The following is a 16,549-nucleotide window of genomic DNA, read 5'->3' on the forward strand; positions in this document are numbered from 1 at the left end:
CGCGCATCGCGCGGGGCTCACGCCGCCTTCCGCGCGCGCGACGTCGCCAGCATCAAGACGAGATCGGTCACGATCCCTCCTTCATCGGAAATCGTGGTGTTCTTGAGGGCCGCATCGGCCGCGAGAGTCGCGGCGATCGCGGTGCGGAGGCGGGGCAACGACCAGCGCCCGACCACCTCGCCCACCAAGGCCGCGAACGGAGGATAACTACCCACGTTCGGGCGAATCTTGAACATCAGGCTCTTGACCTGTTCGGCCAGCTGCCGATCACGGATCTTCTTCGCCTCGGCGGTGCAGCGGCCCCAGCGGAGCACCAGCAGCGAGGTGCCGAGCAGATTGACCAACCGGACCCCGGAGACACCACTCAGCGCGAGCACCTGCGGAACCAGCGCAATGGCGCGGGCGGTGTCGTCGCGGAGCACGGCGTCGCGCCAGTCCTCGACCGTTTCGCCGAAGCGGATCCCCACCAGCGACCCGACCGTCTCGCGATCGATCGGCCCGGAGACCTCGAGCGAGGAGAGCTTGGCCACCTCGGCCGTCAACGTCCCCAGATCGCCACCGGTGGCCCGGAGGAGGTGCTCCAGCGCATCGGGCGCGAGGGTGATCCCGGCACCCTGCAGCCGGTCCTCCAGCCAGGCGTCGAGCGCCTCGCCCAGCAGAGCCTTGCAGTCGATCACGGTGCAGTGCGCGGCGAGGTCGGCATCGGGGTCCTCGTCGTTCCCCTGGACGAAGATCAGCACCGTCTCCGGCGCCGGCTTCTCGAGGTAGCGCACCGCGGGCTGCTTCCCCTTGCTCTTCCGCTTCCACGACTCGATGTCGCGAACCACCACCACGCGCACGTCGGCCATCATCGGCAGCGTGCTGCACGCCGCGGCGAGCTCGTCGGGCTCGAGATTGGAGGCGGAGAGATAGTCGAGGTTGAAGTCGCGCAGCCCGGGGTCGAGCGCCCGATCGAGCAGCGCCGCCAGCGCCTCATCCTTGAGGATCGCCTCGCTGCCGGCCAGATAGAACGCCCCGCGGGGAGGGGTCTTGGCAAGGGCGCGCTGGAGCTGGGGAAGGGAGAGGACGGCCATGGGGGAATGATAAGCGGCGGAGAGCAGGGGGTGAAACGTCAAACGTGAAACGGTCGCTGCCCGCAGGCTCCCGTTTCACGTCTCACCTTTCACGAGCCATTTCGGCGTGTGGTTACCGGATCGGCCTCACATTGAACCGCGCACTCAGCGCATGCACCATCCCATCCGACGGTTCGATATCGCTCACCCGCAACAGCTCCACGCCGATCTGCAACGCACGATTGTGCGCGCGACAGTGGCCGCACGTGCCCGAGTGCTCGCGCATGCGATGCGCCAACTCGGGATCGTTGCCGTCCCGAAAATCGGAGTAGTAGCGGCCGAACTCGCGACAGTTCATCTCTGGAGGGACTCCTGCGCGGGGGGAGGAGGTAAGGGAGTGTACGTCGAGATTGGGATGTGCGAAAGGGGGGTGCGTCAGAGAATGCCGACCGTCAAAATCCCCGATGTCAACGCACTGTGACACCGGGGATATGAAATGGTTCCGCCGCGTCGTTCCGGTCAGTCGAGGAAGGGCGCGATCATCTGCTGGAAGGAGGTCCGGGCCCGGTTCAGTCGGCTCTTCACCGTGCCCAGGTTGGTGTTGGTGACCTCGGCGATATCCTCGTAGCTCTTCCCCTCCAGCTCGCGCAGCACGAAGACAATGCGGTGGTGCGGCGAGAGTCGGGCGACCGTCGCCTCCACCAGTTCGCGGAGGTGACGGTTGGCGAAGAGGTCGTCCGGACGCGAGCGGGAATCCTCGAACTCGAGCGTCCGCCCCTCGTGCTCCCCCGGCGCGCGCGACGACTCGTGGAAGACCAGCGGCGAACGGGCGCGGTTCCGCAGCTCGTTCTTCGCGAGATTCGATCCAATGGTGTAGAGCCAGGTGGAAAACTTCCGGCTCTGGTCGAAGCGGTGCAGGTGACGGTGCACCCGCACGAACGCCTCCTGCACCAGATCCTCGGCCCGCTCGCGATCGCCGATCATCCGGAAAATGAAGTTCAGGAGCCGCGTCTGATATCGGCGCACCAACTCACCGAAGGCCCGCTCGTCGCCGGCCAGGTGCGCCGCCACAAGGCGGGAATTCTCGATGTTGGCGGCATCCGAGGCCGACGAGGCGACCATCGTCGGACGCTCACGCGCAGGGGCATCGGCGCCGGGCAGTGTGAAGCTGAGGAATGCGATCGCGGTCATGGGGACATCCTTCGTTGAAGGGTCACCACGAGAAGCTACCGCACTTTTTCAGTTTGTCAAAGGTTATCTTTTGAAAGCTTGGACAAAGAGGATTGCGTTCAGCGATTTGGTGTCGGTAATGGTTCCATTGTGCACCATTTCCAGCACCTTCGACCAGGGCAGCTGGTGCAGATCGAGTACTTCATCCGCCTCCAGTGCGCTCGATCCCGGCGTCAGCTCGCTCGCCAGGAAGAGGTGGATCACTTCGTCGGTGAAGCCCGGCGTGGTCCAGATCGAGGTCAGCCGCTCGACGTGACCAGCCTGGTAGCCGGTCTCTTCCCGTAGTTCGCGCCGAGCCGTCGTCTCCGGCGACTCCTCGCCATCCCGCCGACCCGCCGGAATCTCCCAGAGGTAGTCGCCGGTGGCGTGGCGAAACTGCCTGATGAGCAGCACGCGCGGATCGGCGTCCTGCACCGGATCGAGAAACGGCAGCACCGCCGACGCCCCCGGATGCCGCAGCATCTCGAGGTCACCGACGTTGCCATTGGGAAAGCGCACCGTGTCGATGTCGAGGGAGACGATGCGGCCGGAGTAGACGCGGCGGGTGGAGAGCAGTGCCATGCGGAAGGCTCGTCGATGGGATGATGGATGATAGATGATGGATGATAGATGTGTCGCAGTGATATCGACCGCACGCGACAGCATCCATCATCCATCATCCATCATCCTGCTATTTTTCGTACGTCTGCACCTCCACCGGTCCCAACCCCAGCTTCTCGATCCCGGCGCGGATCTTCGCCAGGTCACCCACGACGACCACGGTCATCTCGGCGGGATTCAGTCGCAGCTTTGCCATCCGCTGCGCGTCGGCGGTGGTGACGCCGTTGATCCGTGCGAGTTCGGCCGGGATGGTGGCGAGCGGCAACCGGAAGAGCAGTGCCGTGCTCATCGCGCCGGCAACCTGGCCCGCCGTCTCGTAGTCCGAGAGCGATCCGAGCACGAGGTAGTTCCGTGCGCGGCCGACTTCGGTGTCGGTGACGCCCTTGTCGCGCATGGCGGCGATCTCACGGAAGATCACCGCGAGCGACGAATCGGTCACGTCGGTGCGGACGTCGGTCGAGATGATGAACGGACCGGCGACCGGCGCGAACGCGAAGTTCGACCCGGCGCCGTACGTGTAGCCGAGCTGCTCGCGGAGCAGGTCGTTGAGCCGCGACGAGAAGGAGCCGCCGAGGATGGTGTTCATCACCACGGCCGCCGGGTAGTCCGGGTCGGTGCGCGACATTCCCGGCCCGCCGATCATGATCACCGACTGGGCGGCGTCGGGCTTGTCAACCAGGATCACGCGCGCCTTCCACTGGGTCGGACCCGACACGTCGCGCGCCGGCACCGAGGAGAGAATCACCGACGGGGCCTTCCAGCCGCTGAAGTGCTTGGCGGCCCAGCGCACCGCTTCCTGGAGCGTGACGTCGCCGCTCAGCACCAGCGTGGTGCGGCGCGGATCGGCGGCGGTGTTCCACCAGCCGCGCACGGCGACCGAGTCGAACTGGCTGACCGAGGCCGAATCGCCGTTGATGTTGCCGTGGTACGGGTGCGACGCCGGGAAGAGATTCCGGTAGAACACCTTGGTTGCCACGGCGCGCGGCGAGTCCTTGGCGCTGGTGAAGCCCGCCAGGCGCAACGCGCGCTGCCGATTGATGTCGACGCTCGAGAAGGTCGGCTTGAGGAGCATCAAGGCCATCAACTGGAAGCCGCGATCAACCGAGCGCTTCGGCACCGAGAGGGAGAGCGTGACGTTCTCGTACCCCGCCGCTGCGCGCAACGAGGCGCCGATGAAGTCCGTCTCCTCGGCCAACTGCAGCGCCGTCATGCCCCCCGCACCCTCACCAAGCAACCCCGCCGTGAAGGTGGCGAGGCCCGGCGCGGTGCCGCGGAGCCTGGCCCCGCCGTTGATGATCAACCGCGCCTCGACCAGCGGCACTTCAGCATTGCGGGCCACCTGGATCTTGAGGCCGTTCGGCAGCGAGGCGGTTTGTACCACCGGCACCGAGAGCTTCGGCGCGGGGCCGAGCGCCGGCGCCGTGGTGACCTGCGCGGACAGCGGCGCGACCATGACGGCCGCGGCCATCACGACGCGGAGAACCATTGCAGTGTGCTTCACGGCGTCACCCCCCGCGGCTCGGCCGCGAGCTCACGCTTCCCCATCGGCACCACCGAGACGATCGCGCGCGGCCCGGTGAGGTATTGCTTGACCACGCGCTGGACATCGGCGGGAGTCACGGCGCGCAACCGGTCGAGGTCGCGCTGGAATGCGTCGGGCACGCCCACCTCGAAGAAGTACTGGTTCAACTGGTCGGCCTTCCCGTCCACCGTCTGGGTGGAGCGCAGGAAGGCGGCCTCGAGCGCATTCTTGGCCTGCTCCATCTCGCGGGCCGTCGGCGGCGCCTCGCCGAGGCGGCGCAGCTCCTCGTCCACCGCACGCTGGACCGGAGCGATCGGCTTCCCCGGCTTGGGGCGGGCGACGATGTCGAAGTCGCCATCGTACCGCCGATGATCGGGCGACGCCATGACCATCGTGGCCGTCTGCTCGTCGTAGACCAGCCGCTTCGTGAGTCGCGCGTTCTTCGACCCGGCGAGAATCATCCGTGCCACCTGCAGCGCGGCGTCATCGGGGTCCCACGCCTTGACGGTCGGGAAGACATACTCGAGTTGTGCCACCTGCACCCGGTCCTCGAGGACCAGTGCGGTGTCCCGGGTCATCTTCGGCCGCGTAGGATTGATCGCGGTAATCGCGGGTCCGCGCGGGATGGCGCTGAAGTAGTGCTTCACCAGCGCGAGCACCGAGTCGTGCTTGACGGCGCCGGCGACGGTGATCACGGCGTTGTTCGGCGCATACCAGGTGCGGAAGAAGTCTTTCACGTCCTCGACCGAGGCCGCCGAGAGGTCAACCATCGAGCCGATCACCGGCCACGAGTACGGATGACCGGCCGGATAGAGCATCCGCGGCAGGTGGTCGGCCACCATGCCGTACGGCTGATTCTCGTAGCTCTGCCGCCGCTCGTTCTTCACGATGTCACGCTGGGCATCGACCTTCGCCGAGTCCATCGTCGGCAACAACCATCCCATCCGGTCGGCCTCGAGCCAGAGCATCAGCGGCAGCGCCGACACCGGCCCCGACTCGTAGTAGTTGGTGCGGTCTTCGGTCGTGGAGCCGTTGTTGTTGGCGCCGGCCGCCTCGAGGAGCCGATCGAACGCCGGATACACGGCATTCTGGGACCCCATGAACATCAGGTGCTCGAAGAGGTGCGCAAAGCCGGTGCGGCCGACCTTCTCCGACCCGGAGCCGGTGTGGTACCAGACGTTGACGCTGACGATCGGGGTGGACTGGTCCTCGTGCACGATCAGCCGGAGGCCGTTCGGCAGGGTGTCCACGGTGGCGGGGACCTTCAGCCCCTGCGCAGCGAGTGGAGACGCGCCCAAGAGCAGCGCGAGGGCAAACAGACGGGTGCGCAAGCGGAAACCTCCGTGGTTTGGGATGATGGATGATGGATGATAGATGATGGATAGGAGTCGATCCTCCATGATCGATCATCGATGATCGATCATCCTCATCCATCATCCACACTTACAGCGAAACTTCTCCCCATGACTCGGAATCATCACTTCTCGTACGCCTTCCTCTTCGAGGAGTTTCTTCATCCCGGCGAGGGATTCCGGTTCGCCGTGGACGCAGAAGGCGCGCTGGATCGGGCCGCCCAGGTTGCGCACCCAGCGGCGCAATTCATCGCTGCCGGCGTGGGCGGAGTAACCGTCGATCTTGACCACTTCGGCGCCGATGGTGGTTTCGACGCCGAGAATCTTCACGGGGTTGCGCCCCTCGCTGATCCGCCGCCCCAGCGTGTGCTCCGCCTGGAAGCCGACGAAGAGGATGGCGTTCTTCGGGTCGCCGGCATGGTTCGCCAGGTGGTGCAGGATCCGCCCCGCCTCCGCCATGCCACTCGCCGAGATGATGATCGCCGGCCCCTGCAGTGCGTTGAGCTTCTTCGACTCCTCGATGTCGCGGACGTAGTGCACGAGGTGGTTGTCGAAGATCGGGACGCCAGTCTTGATGAACCCCTCGTTCTGGTCGAAGACCTCGGGATGCAGCCGGAAGACGGCGGTCGCCTCGACGGCGAGCGGTGAGTCGATGTAGATCGGGATCTGCGGAATGCGTGCCGTGTTCGCGAGCTCGTGCAGCGCGTACACCAGCTCCTGCGTCCGTCCCACCGCGAACGACGGCACCAGGATCTTGCCGCCCCGCGCCGCGACGCGACTCACCACCTCGGCGAGGCGCGCCATCGCGTCCTCGGTGGTGTCGTGCTGCTTGAGCGCGTAGGTGCTTTCGATGATCAGCGTGTCGATCGCTCCCTTCGGACCGTCCGGATCGCGGATGATCGGCTGACCCCAGCGGCCGATGTCGCCCGAGAAGACCAACCGGTGCGCCGCCGCGCCACCCGCGCCCGCGATGCTGATGTCCACATTGGCACTGCCGAGGATGTGGCCGGCATCGCGGAAGGTCACCGTGAGATCATCGGCGACCTTGAACGGGCGACAGTACGGATGCGCCTCCATCAACTCCTGCACATGGTAGGCGTCGGCCATGGTGTAGAGCGGCTCGGAGCCCGGGCCGGCGCGTCCCTTCCGCTGCAGGTAGCGGAAGTCGCTCTCCTGGATGTGGGCCGAGTCGGGGAGCATGATGGCGCAGAGATCGCGCGTGGCGGGCGTCGCGAAGATCGGCTTGTCGAACTGGCGCGCCACCAGCAGCGGCAACCGCCCGCTGTGATCGATGTGCGCGTGCGAGAGAATCACCGCATCCAGTTGGCGCGGATCGAACGGCGTCTCGGCGTTGAGGCGATGCGATTCCTCGCGACGCCCCTGGAAGAGGCCGGCGTCGAGCGCCACGCGGTGGCCCCGCCATTCGAGGTGGTGGCAGGAACCGGTGACTTGGCCGGCGGCGCCCCAGAAGGTCAGCGAGATATCGGTCATCGGAAGAACCCCTGCAACACGAGAATCGGCAGCTTGCCAGCTTCGGCGAGGAGGTATTGCAGCTCCGTGCCGAAGCGTCGAGAGATCGGGGAGGTCGCCGTCGGCGACGTCCAGGCCTCGAGACCGAGGCGGCGCGCCTCGATCCGCAACCGGGCCAGATGGAAAGGATCGGAGACGAGGATCGCCCGGTTGAGCCCCTCGCCGTGGAGATAGTTCGCGACGGCGGTCATCGATCCCGCCGTGGTGCGCCCCTCTGGCGCCACCGCAATCGAGGTCGCCGGAATCCCGACGCTGACGAGGTAGCGCTGGCCGGCGGTCGCCTCGCTCATCCGGTCGCCCTCGACAATGCCACCGGTAACGACGATCAACTCGGCGTACCCTGCACGGAAGAGGACGGCGGCGTGGTCGAGGCGGGCCTGCAGGACGGGCGAGGGGCGGCCGTTGTACTGGGCGGCGCCGAGCACGACGATGGCATCGGCCTGATAGCGCTGGTCCTGGCGAGAGACGACCAGGACCGCGAAGAAGGAAAGCAGATACACGCTGGCGATTGCCGCAGCGAACGCCGCGACCCAGGCCTGCCGGCGGTTGCTCAGAAGGGGAACGATTCCCCCTGCCGCGGGACGATGACGTCGCGTACGCCCTCCTCCCGGAGAATGGTGACCATGATGGCCACGGCCAGGTCATCGCCGTGCACGACGAAGGCGCGCTTGATGGGGCCACCGAGGGCGCGGAGCCAGGTGCGCATCTCCTCGCCGTCGGCATGCCCCGAATAGGCGGTGAGGGTCTCGATGCCGGCCCGACGCTGGACCGACTCCCCGAGGATGGTGACCTCGCTGGCCCCCTCCTGCAGCAATCGTCCGACCGACTCTTCCTCGTTGGGTGCCAGGAAGATCACGGTATGGCGCTCGTCGCCCAGGCAGCGGCGCAGGTGATGCGCGGCGCGCCCGGTATCGCCGCTCTCGCCCGGGGCGATGATGATCGCCGGACCGGTGTGCCCATCGAGCCGCAGCCGGTCGGCGTCGCCGCGCACATAGTGGAGCAGGGCGTGATCGAACGGCCCACCGACTTCGGCATACGCCCGCTCGCCGATGCCGAGGGACTCCGGATGCAGCCGCATCATCGTCGGAAGGCAGACGTCGGTCGCGGAGTCGATCCAGATCGGCAATTCGGGGAGCTGGCCGCGCCGCCAGAGCGTCTGGACGGTGCGGATCAGCTCCTGCACCGGGCCGAGCGACGACGCCGGGATGATCACCTGACCACCACGTGCGGTGGTGTCGCGAATGATGGTCGCCAAATGCTGTTGCGCATCGGCGAACATTCCGTGCGACGCGTGCGCGAACGGCGAGCCGAGAATCAGCGTGTCGACTTCGCCCGGCATCACTTCCGGATCGGGGAGCAGCGCCGACCCGGAGCGGCCGATGCAGCCGCTGTAGATGATGCGGTGCGAGCCACCCTCGCCGGTGCGCAACTCGATCGAGGTCGAGCCGAGGATGTGGCCGGCGTCGAACATCTCGAAGACCAGGTTGCGACGAAGGTGGAGCGGGCGGTGCGTCGGCTGGCCGACGAATCGCTGTTGCGTCGCGATGACATCCTTGAGGCCGTACAGCGGCTCGCCATGATTCGCCGCGAGTTCCATCGCCGCTTCGGCGAGGAGAATGGCGGCGGTGTCGCGCGTCGCCGGCGTACCGTAGATCGGGCCATCGAAGCCGTGTCGCACCAGCTGCGGCGTGCGGCCGGAGTAGGCGAGGCCGGCCTGCGAGAGGAGAATCGCATCGACCTTGCGTGGGTCGAGGGGCAGCTCGCGATTCAGTGCGTCGGTGGTGGCGACGTTCCCCTGGAAGAGGCCGGCGTCGAGCAGGATGCGCGCGCCCGCCGCCTCGAGGAGAATCATCGAGCCGGTCGACGTCGCGGCGCCACCGAAGAAGGTCAACGTCCGAGGAGCGCTCATCGTGTCCCGAAGAGGCGGTCGCCGGCATCGCCGAGACCAGGGAGGATGTAGCCATCGGCGTTGAGTTGCCGATCAAGGGCAGCAGCGTACACCGGAACATCCGGGTGGGCGGCCGTGAAGGTGGCCACCCCTTCCGGGACGGCGACCAGGCAGATCAGCGCGATTTCCTTCGCGCCGGCCCGCTTGAGCTCGGTGGCCGCCTCGACAGCCGATCCACCAGTGGCCAGCATCGGATCGAGGAGGAAGAATCTGTGCTCCTCCACCGGAGTCGGCACCTTGAAGTAATAGGAGACCGGCTTGAGCGTGTCATGATCGCGAAAGAGGCCGATGTGACCGACCCGCGCGTTCGGGATCAACTGCACCACGGCCTCGACCATGCCGAGCCCGGCGCGGAGGATCGGCACCAGCGCCACCTTCGCGGCCAGCGTCTCGCCGGTCATCGTTTCGAGCGGCGTGACCACCTCGACCGGTGACGTCGGCAGGTCGCGGGTCACTTCATAGGTCATCAACGCCGCGATCTCGCCGACCAGCTGCTTGAAGTCGCGTGACGTGGTGGTGGCCGCGCGAAGCAGCGCCATCTTGTGGCGAATCAGCGGGTGATCGAGGACCGTGAGGCCGCGGGGCATCTGGGCGGACATTCCTCAATGATCTCGCCGCGCCGGGGTGTTGGCAATGCGGGGGCCGCTCACCGATACTTGGAGCATCCCCGGAGACCCTCCCGTCTGGAGTCCACTCATGCGTCGCGCCGCGTCCCTTGCCGTCCTGCTGGCCCTTGCTGCTGCCCCGGCCGCAGCGGCCCAGAGCAACCCGTTCAAGCTCCCGATCCGCTCCCTCCCGGCCTACACCGTCGAGTACAGCTACGGCGGCGACATGACCGGCAGCGGACGTTCCACGTCGGGCGGCGACAAGATGGCGTCGCGCTCGACCATGACCGGGAAGTTCTTCGGCAAGAGCGCCACCACGACCAGTTGGTCGCTCACCGACCCCGAAGTGATCTGGAACGCCGATCTCGACAAGAAGAAGGGGACCAAGATGGTCAACCCGCTGCCGAGCATGGCGAAGGCGTATGACGAGCTCGATGGGGCAGGGAAGGCGCGCTTCCAGGAGAACATCCAGTCGATGGCGGCGTTCGTGACGCGCGCACTGCCGGGCACGCCGTTCGAGGGGAAGTCGGCCGGCACGAAGACGATTGCGGGGGAGACCTGCACCGTGAAGCAGTTCGGCGCGTTCACCTTCTGCACCATGGACAAGGCGCCGGTCGCGCTCTACAGCGCGGGGTCGATGCTCTGCGTGAACTTCGAGCAGACCGCCACCAGCGTGACGCGTACCACCGATGCAACGCTCTTCGAACCGCCCGCGGGCATCAAGTGGACCGAGGACCTTGATCGGGTGCGCGCCGATTCCTCCGCCCGCGCCTGGATTCAGCAGCTGGCATCGAAGGAGCTGGCCGACTCGCTCGCCGCGGCGAAGACTAAGGCGAAGGAAGCCGGTGCCGGCGAAGGCGAGATGACCCCCGAGCAGCAGAAGCAGATGTGCGACGCCCTCAAGAACTTCGACCTCGGCAAGGCGATGTCGAACGCCTTCAAGAACGCGATGGCCGACGCCGGCAAGAACGCCCTGAAGAGCGGGCTCCGCGGGCTGATCAAGCGGCCGTGAGCCACGACGCCCTCGACGCGCTCCGGCGGGTCTGGCAGGAAGAACTGCCGATCACCGGGGCGCTCGGGATCGCGGTCGTCTCGGCGCCGCCGGGCGCGCTGGTCCTGCAGATGCCGCTGGCCCCCAATCGCAACCACAAGGGAACCGCATTCGCCGGTTCCCTTTCGGCGTTGACGACGCTCGCGGGCTGGAGTCTGCTCTGGCTGGCGCTCCGCGAGGCGGGCGACCATGCCCACGTGGTGATCCAGGACTCGACCATGCGCTACCTGCGGCCGGTGCATAGCGACGCCTTGGCGACCGCCGAGGCACCGGGCGTTGCAGCGATGAACCATTTTTGGGCGGCGCTGCGCCGGCATGGCCGGGGGCGGGTGACCGTCCAGGTCGTGGTGCGGGACGCCGCCGGGGTGGAGGTGGCGGCCATGACGGGGCGGTACGTGGTGGTGCGGGCGTAGGGGCGACGCATGCGTCGCCCTTACACATGGGGATATCTGCCTGGTCGGGCTGGTGTCGATGTGTGTTCGGGCGACGCACGCGTCGCCCGGCCCCCCGTGCCCCTGCCGCCCGCGCCGCGACGCGGCTAGGGTTCAGCGATTCTGCGGGGTGCGTCCCACCCTGCCCGGCAGCACTCCTACCATGATGTGAATCCCATGGCCGATACCGAGACCCCCGAGACCCCCGAGACGCCCGAAGCGGCGGCTGCCGCGAGCGCACCGATCGCCCAGCGCCTCTTCGACGCCCGCACCATCATCATTTCGGGCGAGATCACGCAGAAGTTGGCCGCCCGCGTGATGGCCGAGCTGCTGGCGCTCTCGGCCGCCTCGGCCACCGAGCCGATCACCATCTATATCAATTCGCAGGGTGGCCACGTCGAGGCGGGCGACACCATCCACGACATGATCCGCTTCGTGACCCCGCAGATCCGGATGGTCGGCACCGGCTGGGTCGCCAGCGCCGGCGCCCTGATCTTCGTCTCGGTCCCGGTCACCCAGCGCTACTGCCTCCCCAACACCCGCTTCCTGCTGCACCAGCCGGCCGGCGGCGCGGGCGGCACCGCCTCCGACATCGCCATCGAGGCGCGCGAGATCGTCAAGATGCGCGAGCGGCTCAACCTGATCTTCGCGCGCGAGACCGGGCAGCCGGTCTCCCGGATCGAGGACGACACCCACCGCAACTTCTGGCTCGGCGCCGAGGAAGCGAAGGCCTACGGCCTGGTGGGGAGCATCATCGGGAAGGCCACGGAACTCCCCTAAGCGGGCGGATCGCCGGAGGTACGGGCGCAGCATGCTGCGCCCATACCCATCGGGATCCTCGCGCGGCGTTGAGATTGCGGCTTTGGGCCCCGGGCGGTACACTCTCCGCCCCGTTCCCGAGGATCTCGATGTCCAGTTGCCGCCTCTCCGGTGTCGTCCGCGACCCGAGTGGCTCCCCCGTCCGCAGCGCCCTGGTGGTCCTCCTCCCCACCGGGGTGGGGACGGTCACGGGCGTGGGCGGGGAATTCGCCTTGCACCTCCCACCCGGGCGATTCCGGTTGCAGGTCCAGGCCGCCGGCTACAAGTGGGAAGAGAGCGAGGAGTTGCACCTGAGCCGCGGCGCCGTCGTGCGGCAGGAAATCGTCCTCACGCCCCGCCATCCCGCCGCCAATCTGCGCCCCTGGCGCGAACGACTCGGCCCCCGCGCCTCGCTGCGCTGACCACCCGCGCGCGCTGGACGGCACTCGCCCTATCTTTCCCGACATTGTCCCACCCCACCCCCATGCTCCAGAGGCCGTGATGCGCGCGTCCGCTCTCCTGCTGCTCCCGATGCTGGCCCTTCCGCTCGCCGCCCAGACCCCGGCGGCCCCCGCGGCGCCAGTCGTGATCCCGCCCGCTGCGGAGCAGATCGCCAAGGCGGTCCTGCCGCTGCCCGCCGAGTTCCGCGCCGATGCCTCGGTCCTCGGGTACAACGCGGCCGGCGACCTCGTGTCGCTGCGCAAGGGCACCGGCGGCATGCTCTGCCTCGCCGATGATCCGAAGGATGCCGATTACCATGGCGCCTGCTACCAGAAGTCGCTCGAGCCGTTCATGGCGCGCGGCCGCGCGCTCCGCGCCAAGGGGGTGAAGGGCGGCGAAGTGGACTCAGTGCGCTTTAAGGAAGTGAAGAGCGGCAAGTTGCCGATGCCGAAGGCCGGCGCGCTCTGGCAGCTCTTCGGGCCGCACAGCGGCGTCGACGCGGCGGCCGGCACCTACACCAAGGAAGTCCGCGCGCTGTACGTGATCTACATGCCGTTCGCGACGCCGGCGAGCACCGGCATTCCGTCGAAGGGCGCGCCCGGCATGCCGTGGCTGATGTTCCCCGGGACGCCGAAGGCGCACATCATGTTGACGCCGACGATGTAAGGACACGGTGACCCGGCACAGCGAACCGTGGATACGCCGGGTCACTCGGTCACTGATCACCGTTCGCCTTTCTCCGATGCATCCAGATCTCACCATCGTCACCAACCAACTCCTCGCCGCGCAGGCGGAGATCCATCGTCTCGCCGCGTCGGTCGACGAAACCACCTGGGTGACCCGCCCCGCGCCGACGTCGTGGTCGATGAGCGAGTGCGTCGGGCACCTGACGCTGACCACGGAAGCCTTCCTGCCGGCGATGCGCGAGCAGTTGCAGCGGCCGGAATCGCGCGCGCGGCGCGCCCCGGCACGGATGCGGCGATCGTTCCTCGCGTGGATGCTCTGTCGGGCACTTGAACCGCCGGCGCGCCAGAAGTATCCGACGATCGCCGCGTTCGTCCCCGACGAAGCGATGCCGAAGGCGGAGACGCTGGCCGAGTATGATCGTTCGCAGGAGGCATTGCTCGCGATGATCCGGTTGGGTGACGGCATCGACCTGACCCGCATCGAGCTGGTGTCGCCGTTCGATTCGCGGTTGCATTACTCGTTCTTCTCCGCGCTGCACATCGAGGCGGCCCACGCGCGCCGTCACATCTGGCAAGCCAACAAGGCCCGCGAGCGGCTTGGCGCGAAGGTGTCCTGATGATGATCGATGCCATCCGGCGCTGCGTGCGCCGCGACCTCGACACCCTGGCGGCCGAACTCGCCGCCTATCCCGATGACGCCGCCATGTGGGCGCTCCCCGCCGGCGCACCGAACAGTGCCGGAACGCTCACGCTGCATCTCGCCGGCAACCTGCGCCATTTCATCGGGGCCACGTTGGGTGACACCGGCTATGTCCGCGATCGGGAGCGCGAATTCTCCACCCGCGATGTCCCGCGCGAGGAGCTGTTCACGCTGATCACCACGACGCGGACCGAGGTCGACGCGACCCTCGCCGCGCTCGATCCCGCCTTCGTCGACGTGCCGTATCCGCTGCCGCTCCCCTTCTCCGATCCGACACAGGGCCATGTGATCCCCACCGGCCGCTTCCTGGTGCATCTCGCCACCCACCTCGCCTATCACCTCGGGCAGGTCGACTTCCATCGGCGGCTCAGCACCGGAAACGGCGCGAGCGTTGGCAGCCAGGGGCTCTCCGCGCTCTTCTGACCGCGGGCTGGCGCTGAGGAGGGGACGATCACCCGACGCGTTGAATCGCCGCGGCGCTAGATTTCCGATGTCCCTCACCGGAGCCCTGCCGTGGTCACCGCCGTCATCCTCTTCACCGTCGCCCGTGAACACATCAAGGAAGTCGCCGAGCAACTCGCGGCGATGCCTGAAGTGAGTGATGTCTTTTCCGTCGCGGGGAAGTTCGACCTCGTCGCGATCGTCCGCGTGCACGCCAACGAGGACCTCGCCGACCTGGTCACCGACCGGATGGTCCGGCTCACCGGCATCAAGGAGACCGAGACGCTGATCGCGTTCCGCGCCTATTCGCGGAAGGACATCGAGGCGGGGTTCTCGCTCGGCGCCGGAGATTGAGTCATCGATCATCGATGATCGATCATCGATCATCGATACGGAGATGTGTCGTGAATACAGGGTGGGAAGCACGCGCCGTCTCGGCGGACGAAGTGGTCCGGCAGCTGTCCAGTCACAGCAACGTCTTCCTGCACGGCGCCTCGGCGACGCCGACGGCACTGGTCGAGGCGATGACGGCGCGTGGTGACCTAGAGGGCGTGAAGTTGTGGCACCTGCACCTCGCGGGGCCGCTGCCATTCCTGGCGCCGCAGTATGCCGAGCAGTTCCGCTCGGTGTCGCTCTTCACCGGCGCGGCGTGTCGCGAGCCGGTGGCCGCCGGGCGCGCCGACTATGTCCCGATCTTCCTCTCCGATATTCCGTCGCTTTTCACCAGCGGTGACGTGCCGCTCGATGTCGCGATGGTGCAGCTCTCGCCGCCCGACGCGCATGGCTTCTGCACCCTCGGCCCGTCGGTCGACACGGCGCGTGCCGCCGTCGATTCCGCGCGGATCGTGATCGCCGAGATCAATCGGCAGATGCCGCGGACGCACGGCAACGCGCTGGTGCCGCTGTCGCGCCTGAGCGCGTTCACGATCACCGATCGGCCGCTGCACGAGCACGCGCCCGACACGGAGAATCCGGTCACGGCGCAGATCGGCGAATTGATCGCCGACCTCGTCGGTGACGGCGCCACGCTGCAGATGGGGATCGGTGCGATTCCCGACGCCGTGCTCGCGCGGCTCTTCGGCAAGCACGATCTGGGCGTGCACACGGAGATGTTCTCCGACCGGCTGGTCGACCTGGTCGAGGCCGGCGTGATCACCAATCGATTCAAGCCAACGCAGACCGGGCGGATCTCGACCTCCTTCGTCACCGGGACGCGGCGGCTCTTCGACTTCATCGATGACAATCCGCTGGTGCACTTCCACGGCTGCGACTGGACCAACGACACCCAGCTGATCTGCAAGATGCCGGGGATGACCGCCATCAACTCGGCCATTCAGGTCGACCTGACCGGCCAGGTGAATGCCGATTCGATGGGGCACCGGATCTATTCCGGGATCGGTGGGCAGATGGACTTCATCCGGGGGGCGGCCCGCGCGCCGCATGGCAAGGCGATCATCGCCCTGCCGGCGACGGCGGCCGGCGGAACGGTCTCGCGGATTGCGGCCGAGCTGAGCCCGGGGGCCGGGGTGGTCACCACTCGGGGGCACGTCCACTGGGTCGTGACCGAGTTCGGGGCGGTGAACCTCCACGGCAAGACCCTCCGGGAGCGGGGGGAGCTGCTCATTTCGATCGCCCACCCCGATTTCCGGGCCGACCTGCTGGCGGCGCACCGGAGTAGGGTGGCGGGGTAGACGCGTGACCAGTGACCAGTGACCAGTGACCAGGTGGCCGCAGCCGCTGGCCGGCCCTGCCTTCCCCCAAGCCCCTCCGGATGCTACTTTCCGCCCCGGTCCGGCCAGGTAGCTCAGTTGGTAGAGCACGTGACTGAAAATCACGGTGTCGGGGGTTCAATTCCCTCTCTGGCCACTGAACGGCACTCCTCTCGGGGGGTGCCGTTTGTATTCGAGAAGCGAACAGGCGAACGGCGCGATGACCTGTCCGACGATCGACGGTCCCGATGATCGATCGCCCGGCGAGACGGGCCCAGGCCGGCCCGCCGACCCGCGGGGATTCCGCATTCCTGCGATGCATGCAGGGCCGCGCTGCGCCGCCCGGAGCCAGTCCGGGAGCCGGCCAACCCCTTGCCCAGCCTTCGGATATGCCCCCGTGACCAGTTTGGTATCGTCCTTGCCTTGCGGAGTGGTGAACCGGACGGTAGCCTA

Annotated in this window: 19 protein-coding genes and 1 tRNA gene; 10 read left to right on the top strand and 10 right to left on the bottom strand. The window is 67.4% G+C overall.

Annotated features, from left to right (window positions below; genetic code table 11):
* Nucleotides 1-17: 17 nt before the first annotated feature.
* From holA to upp, 10 genes are all read right to left on the bottom strand, one after another.
* Nucleotides 18-1,073: a DNA polymerase III subunit delta gene (holA, locus tag IPP98_06555; GenBank protein MBL0178775.1), complete on the bottom strand. Its 1,056-nt coding sequence runs from the start codon at nt 1,071-1,073 to the stop codon at nt 18-20.
* Nucleotides 1,074-1,185: 112 nt separating this feature from the next.
* Nucleotides 1,186-1,410 (bottom strand): hypothetical protein, encoded by a 225-nt coding sequence (locus IPP98_06560; GenBank protein MBL0178776.1) that lies wholly within the window; start codon nt 1,408-1,410, stop codon nt 1,186-1,188.
* Between the two features lie 161 nt (nt 1,411-1,571).
* Nucleotides 1,572-2,243 (bottom strand): sigma-70 family RNA polymerase sigma factor, encoded by a 672-nt coding sequence (locus IPP98_06565; protein ID MBL0178777.1) that lies wholly within the window; start codon nt 2,241-2,243, stop codon nt 1,572-1,574.
* 63 nt (nt 2,244-2,306) lie between these two features.
* Entirely contained in the window at nt 2,307-2,843 is a 537-nt protein-coding gene (locus IPP98_06570; GenBank protein ID MBL0178778.1) for an NUDIX hydrolase, read from the bottom strand.
* Nucleotides 2,844-2,952: 109 nt separating this feature from the next.
* Nucleotides 2,953-4,383 (bottom strand): insulinase family protein, encoded by a 1,431-nt coding sequence (locus tag IPP98_06575; GenBank protein MBL0178779.1) that lies wholly within the window; start codon nt 4,381-4,383, stop codon nt 2,953-2,955.
* On the bottom strand, nt 4,380-5,735 hold the full coding sequence (locus IPP98_06580; GenBank protein ID MBL0178780.1) for an insulinase family protein: 1,356 nt from the start codon (nt 5,733-5,735) through the stop codon (nt 4,380-4,382). Before IPP98_06580 ends, IPP98_06575 begins: the two co-directional genes overlap by 4 nt.
* 102 nt (nt 5,736-5,837) lie before the next feature.
* On the bottom strand, nt 5,838-7,247 hold the full coding sequence (locus IPP98_06585) for an MBL fold metallo-hydrolase (GenBank protein MBL0178781.1): 1,410 nt from the start codon (nt 7,245-7,247) through the stop codon (nt 5,838-5,840).
* Nucleotides 7,244-7,786 carry a YdcF family protein gene (locus IPP98_06590; protein MBL0178782.1) on the bottom strand — a complete coding sequence of 181 codons (543 nt, stop codon included), beginning with the start codon at nt 7,784-7,786 and terminating at the stop codon, nt 7,244-7,246. Before IPP98_06590 ends, IPP98_06585 begins: the two co-directional genes overlap by 4 nt.
* Before the next feature lie 50 nt (nt 7,787-7,836).
* Nucleotides 7,837-9,195 carry an MBL fold metallo-hydrolase gene (locus IPP98_06595; GenBank protein MBL0178783.1) on the bottom strand — a complete coding sequence of 453 codons (1,359 nt, stop codon included), beginning with the start codon at nt 9,193-9,195 and terminating at the stop codon, nt 7,837-7,839.
* Nucleotides 9,192-9,833 (bottom strand): uracil phosphoribosyltransferase, encoded by a 642-nt coding sequence (gene upp, locus IPP98_06600; GenBank protein MBL0178784.1) that lies wholly within the window; start codon nt 9,831-9,833, stop codon nt 9,192-9,194. Before upp ends, IPP98_06595 begins: the two co-directional genes overlap by 4 nt.
* Before the next feature lie 97 nt (nt 9,834-9,930).
* Between upp and IPP98_06605 the strand changes: the two genes are divergently transcribed.
* From IPP98_06605 to IPP98_06650, 10 genes are all read left to right on the top strand, one after another.
* Nucleotides 9,931-10,851: a hypothetical protein gene (locus IPP98_06605; protein ID MBL0178785.1), complete on the top strand. Its 921-nt coding sequence runs from the start codon at nt 9,931-9,933 to the stop codon at nt 10,849-10,851.
* Nucleotides 10,848-11,303: a YiiD C-terminal domain-containing protein gene (locus IPP98_06610; GenBank protein MBL0178786.1), complete on the top strand. Its 456-nt coding sequence runs from the start codon at nt 10,848-10,850 to the stop codon at nt 11,301-11,303. The genes IPP98_06605 and IPP98_06610 overlap by 4 nt, the downstream gene beginning before the upstream one ends.
* 195 nt (nt 11,304-11,498) lie before the next feature.
* Nucleotides 11,499-12,101: an ATP-dependent Clp protease proteolytic subunit gene (locus tag IPP98_06615; GenBank protein MBL0178787.1), complete on the top strand. Its 603-nt coding sequence runs from the start codon at nt 11,499-11,501 to the stop codon at nt 12,099-12,101.
* 128 nt (nt 12,102-12,229) lie between these two features.
* Nucleotides 12,230-12,541, top strand: a complete 312-nt coding sequence (locus IPP98_06620) for a carboxypeptidase regulatory-like domain-containing protein (GenBank protein MBL0178788.1) — start codon at nt 12,230-12,232, stop codon at nt 12,539-12,541.
* Nucleotides 12,542-12,704: 163 nt separating this feature from the next.
* Nucleotides 12,705-13,226, top strand: a complete 522-nt coding sequence (locus IPP98_06625) for a hypothetical protein (protein ID MBL0178789.1) — start codon at nt 12,705-12,707, stop codon at nt 13,224-13,226.
* A 76-nt stretch (nt 13,227-13,302) separates the two neighbouring features.
* Complete coding sequence (locus IPP98_06630; GenBank protein MBL0178790.1) at nt 13,303-13,863, top strand: DinB family protein; 561 nt, start codon at nt 13,303-13,305, stop codon at nt 13,861-13,863.
* Complete coding sequence (locus tag IPP98_06635; protein MBL0178791.1) at nt 13,863-14,369, top strand: DinB family protein; 507 nt, start codon at nt 13,863-13,865, stop codon at nt 14,367-14,369. Before IPP98_06630 ends, IPP98_06635 begins: the two co-directional genes overlap by 1 nt.
* A 90-nt stretch (nt 14,370-14,459) precedes the next feature.
* Nucleotides 14,460-14,741: an Lrp/AsnC ligand binding domain-containing protein gene (locus tag IPP98_06640; protein MBL0178792.1), complete on the top strand. Its 282-nt coding sequence runs from the start codon at nt 14,460-14,462 to the stop codon at nt 14,739-14,741.
* A 14-nt stretch (nt 14,742-14,755) separates the two neighbouring features.
* The gene (locus IPP98_06645; GenBank protein MBL0178793.1) at nt 14,756-16,078 is read left to right on the top strand and encodes an acetyl-CoA hydrolase/transferase family protein; all 1,323 of its coding nucleotides are present in this window, start codon (nt 14,756-14,758) and stop codon (nt 16,076-16,078) included.
* A 102-nt stretch (nt 16,079-16,180) separates the two neighbouring features.
* A tRNA-Phe gene (locus IPP98_06650) sits at nt 16,181-16,253 on the top strand.
* The last annotated feature ends 296 nt before the right edge of the window (nt 16,254-16,549 follow it).

This window comes from Gemmatimonadota bacterium (assembly GCA_016720805.1).
Taxonomy (GTDB): Bacteria; Gemmatimonadota; Gemmatimonadetes; order Gemmatimonadales; family GWC2-71-9; genus Palsa-1233.

Excerpts from the sequence above, each read along its gene's own strand:
- holA (MBL0178775.1), bottom strand. The coding sequence starts at position 1,073 with ATGGCCGTCCTCTCCCTTCCCCAGCTCCAGCGCGCCCTTGCCAAGACC.
- IPP98_06560 (MBL0178776.1), bottom strand. The coding sequence starts at position 1,410 with ATGAACTGTCGCGAGTTCGGCCGCTACTACTCCGATTTTCGGGACGGC.
- IPP98_06565 (MBL0178777.1), bottom strand. The coding sequence starts at position 2,243 with ATGACCGCGATCGCATTCCTCAGCTTCACACTGCCCGGCGCCGATGCC.
- IPP98_06570 (MBL0178778.1), bottom strand. The coding sequence starts at position 2,843 with ATGGCACTGCTCTCCACCCGCCGCGTCTACTCCGGCCGCATCGTCTCC.
- IPP98_06585 (MBL0178781.1), bottom strand. The coding sequence starts at position 7,247 with ATGACCGATATCTCGCTGACCTTCTGGGGCGCCGCCGGCCAAGTCACC.
- IPP98_06595 (MBL0178783.1), bottom strand. The coding sequence starts at position 9,195 with ATGAGCGCTCCTCGGACGTTGACCTTCTTCGGTGGCGCCGCGACGTCG.
- upp (MBL0178784.1), bottom strand. The coding sequence starts at position 9,833 with ATGTCCGCCCAGATGCCCCGCGGCCTCACGGTCCTCGATCACCCGCTG.
- IPP98_06605 (MBL0178785.1), top strand. The coding sequence starts at position 9,931 with ATGCGTCGCGCCGCGTCCCTTGCCGTCCTGCTGGCCCTTGCTGCTGCC.
- IPP98_06615 (MBL0178787.1), top strand. The coding sequence starts at position 11,499 with ATGGCCGATACCGAGACCCCCGAGACCCCCGAGACGCCCGAAGCGGCG.
- IPP98_06620 (MBL0178788.1), top strand. The coding sequence starts at position 12,230 with ATGTCCAGTTGCCGCCTCTCCGGTGTCGTCCGCGACCCGAGTGGCTCC.
- IPP98_06630 (MBL0178790.1), top strand. The coding sequence starts at position 13,303 with ATGCATCCAGATCTCACCATCGTCACCAACCAACTCCTCGCCGCGCAG.
- IPP98_06635 (MBL0178791.1), top strand. The coding sequence starts at position 13,863 with ATGATGATCGATGCCATCCGGCGCTGCGTGCGCCGCGACCTCGACACC.
- IPP98_06645 (MBL0178793.1), top strand. The coding sequence starts at position 14,756 with ATGATCGATCATCGATCATCGATACGGAGATGTGTCGTGAATACAGGG.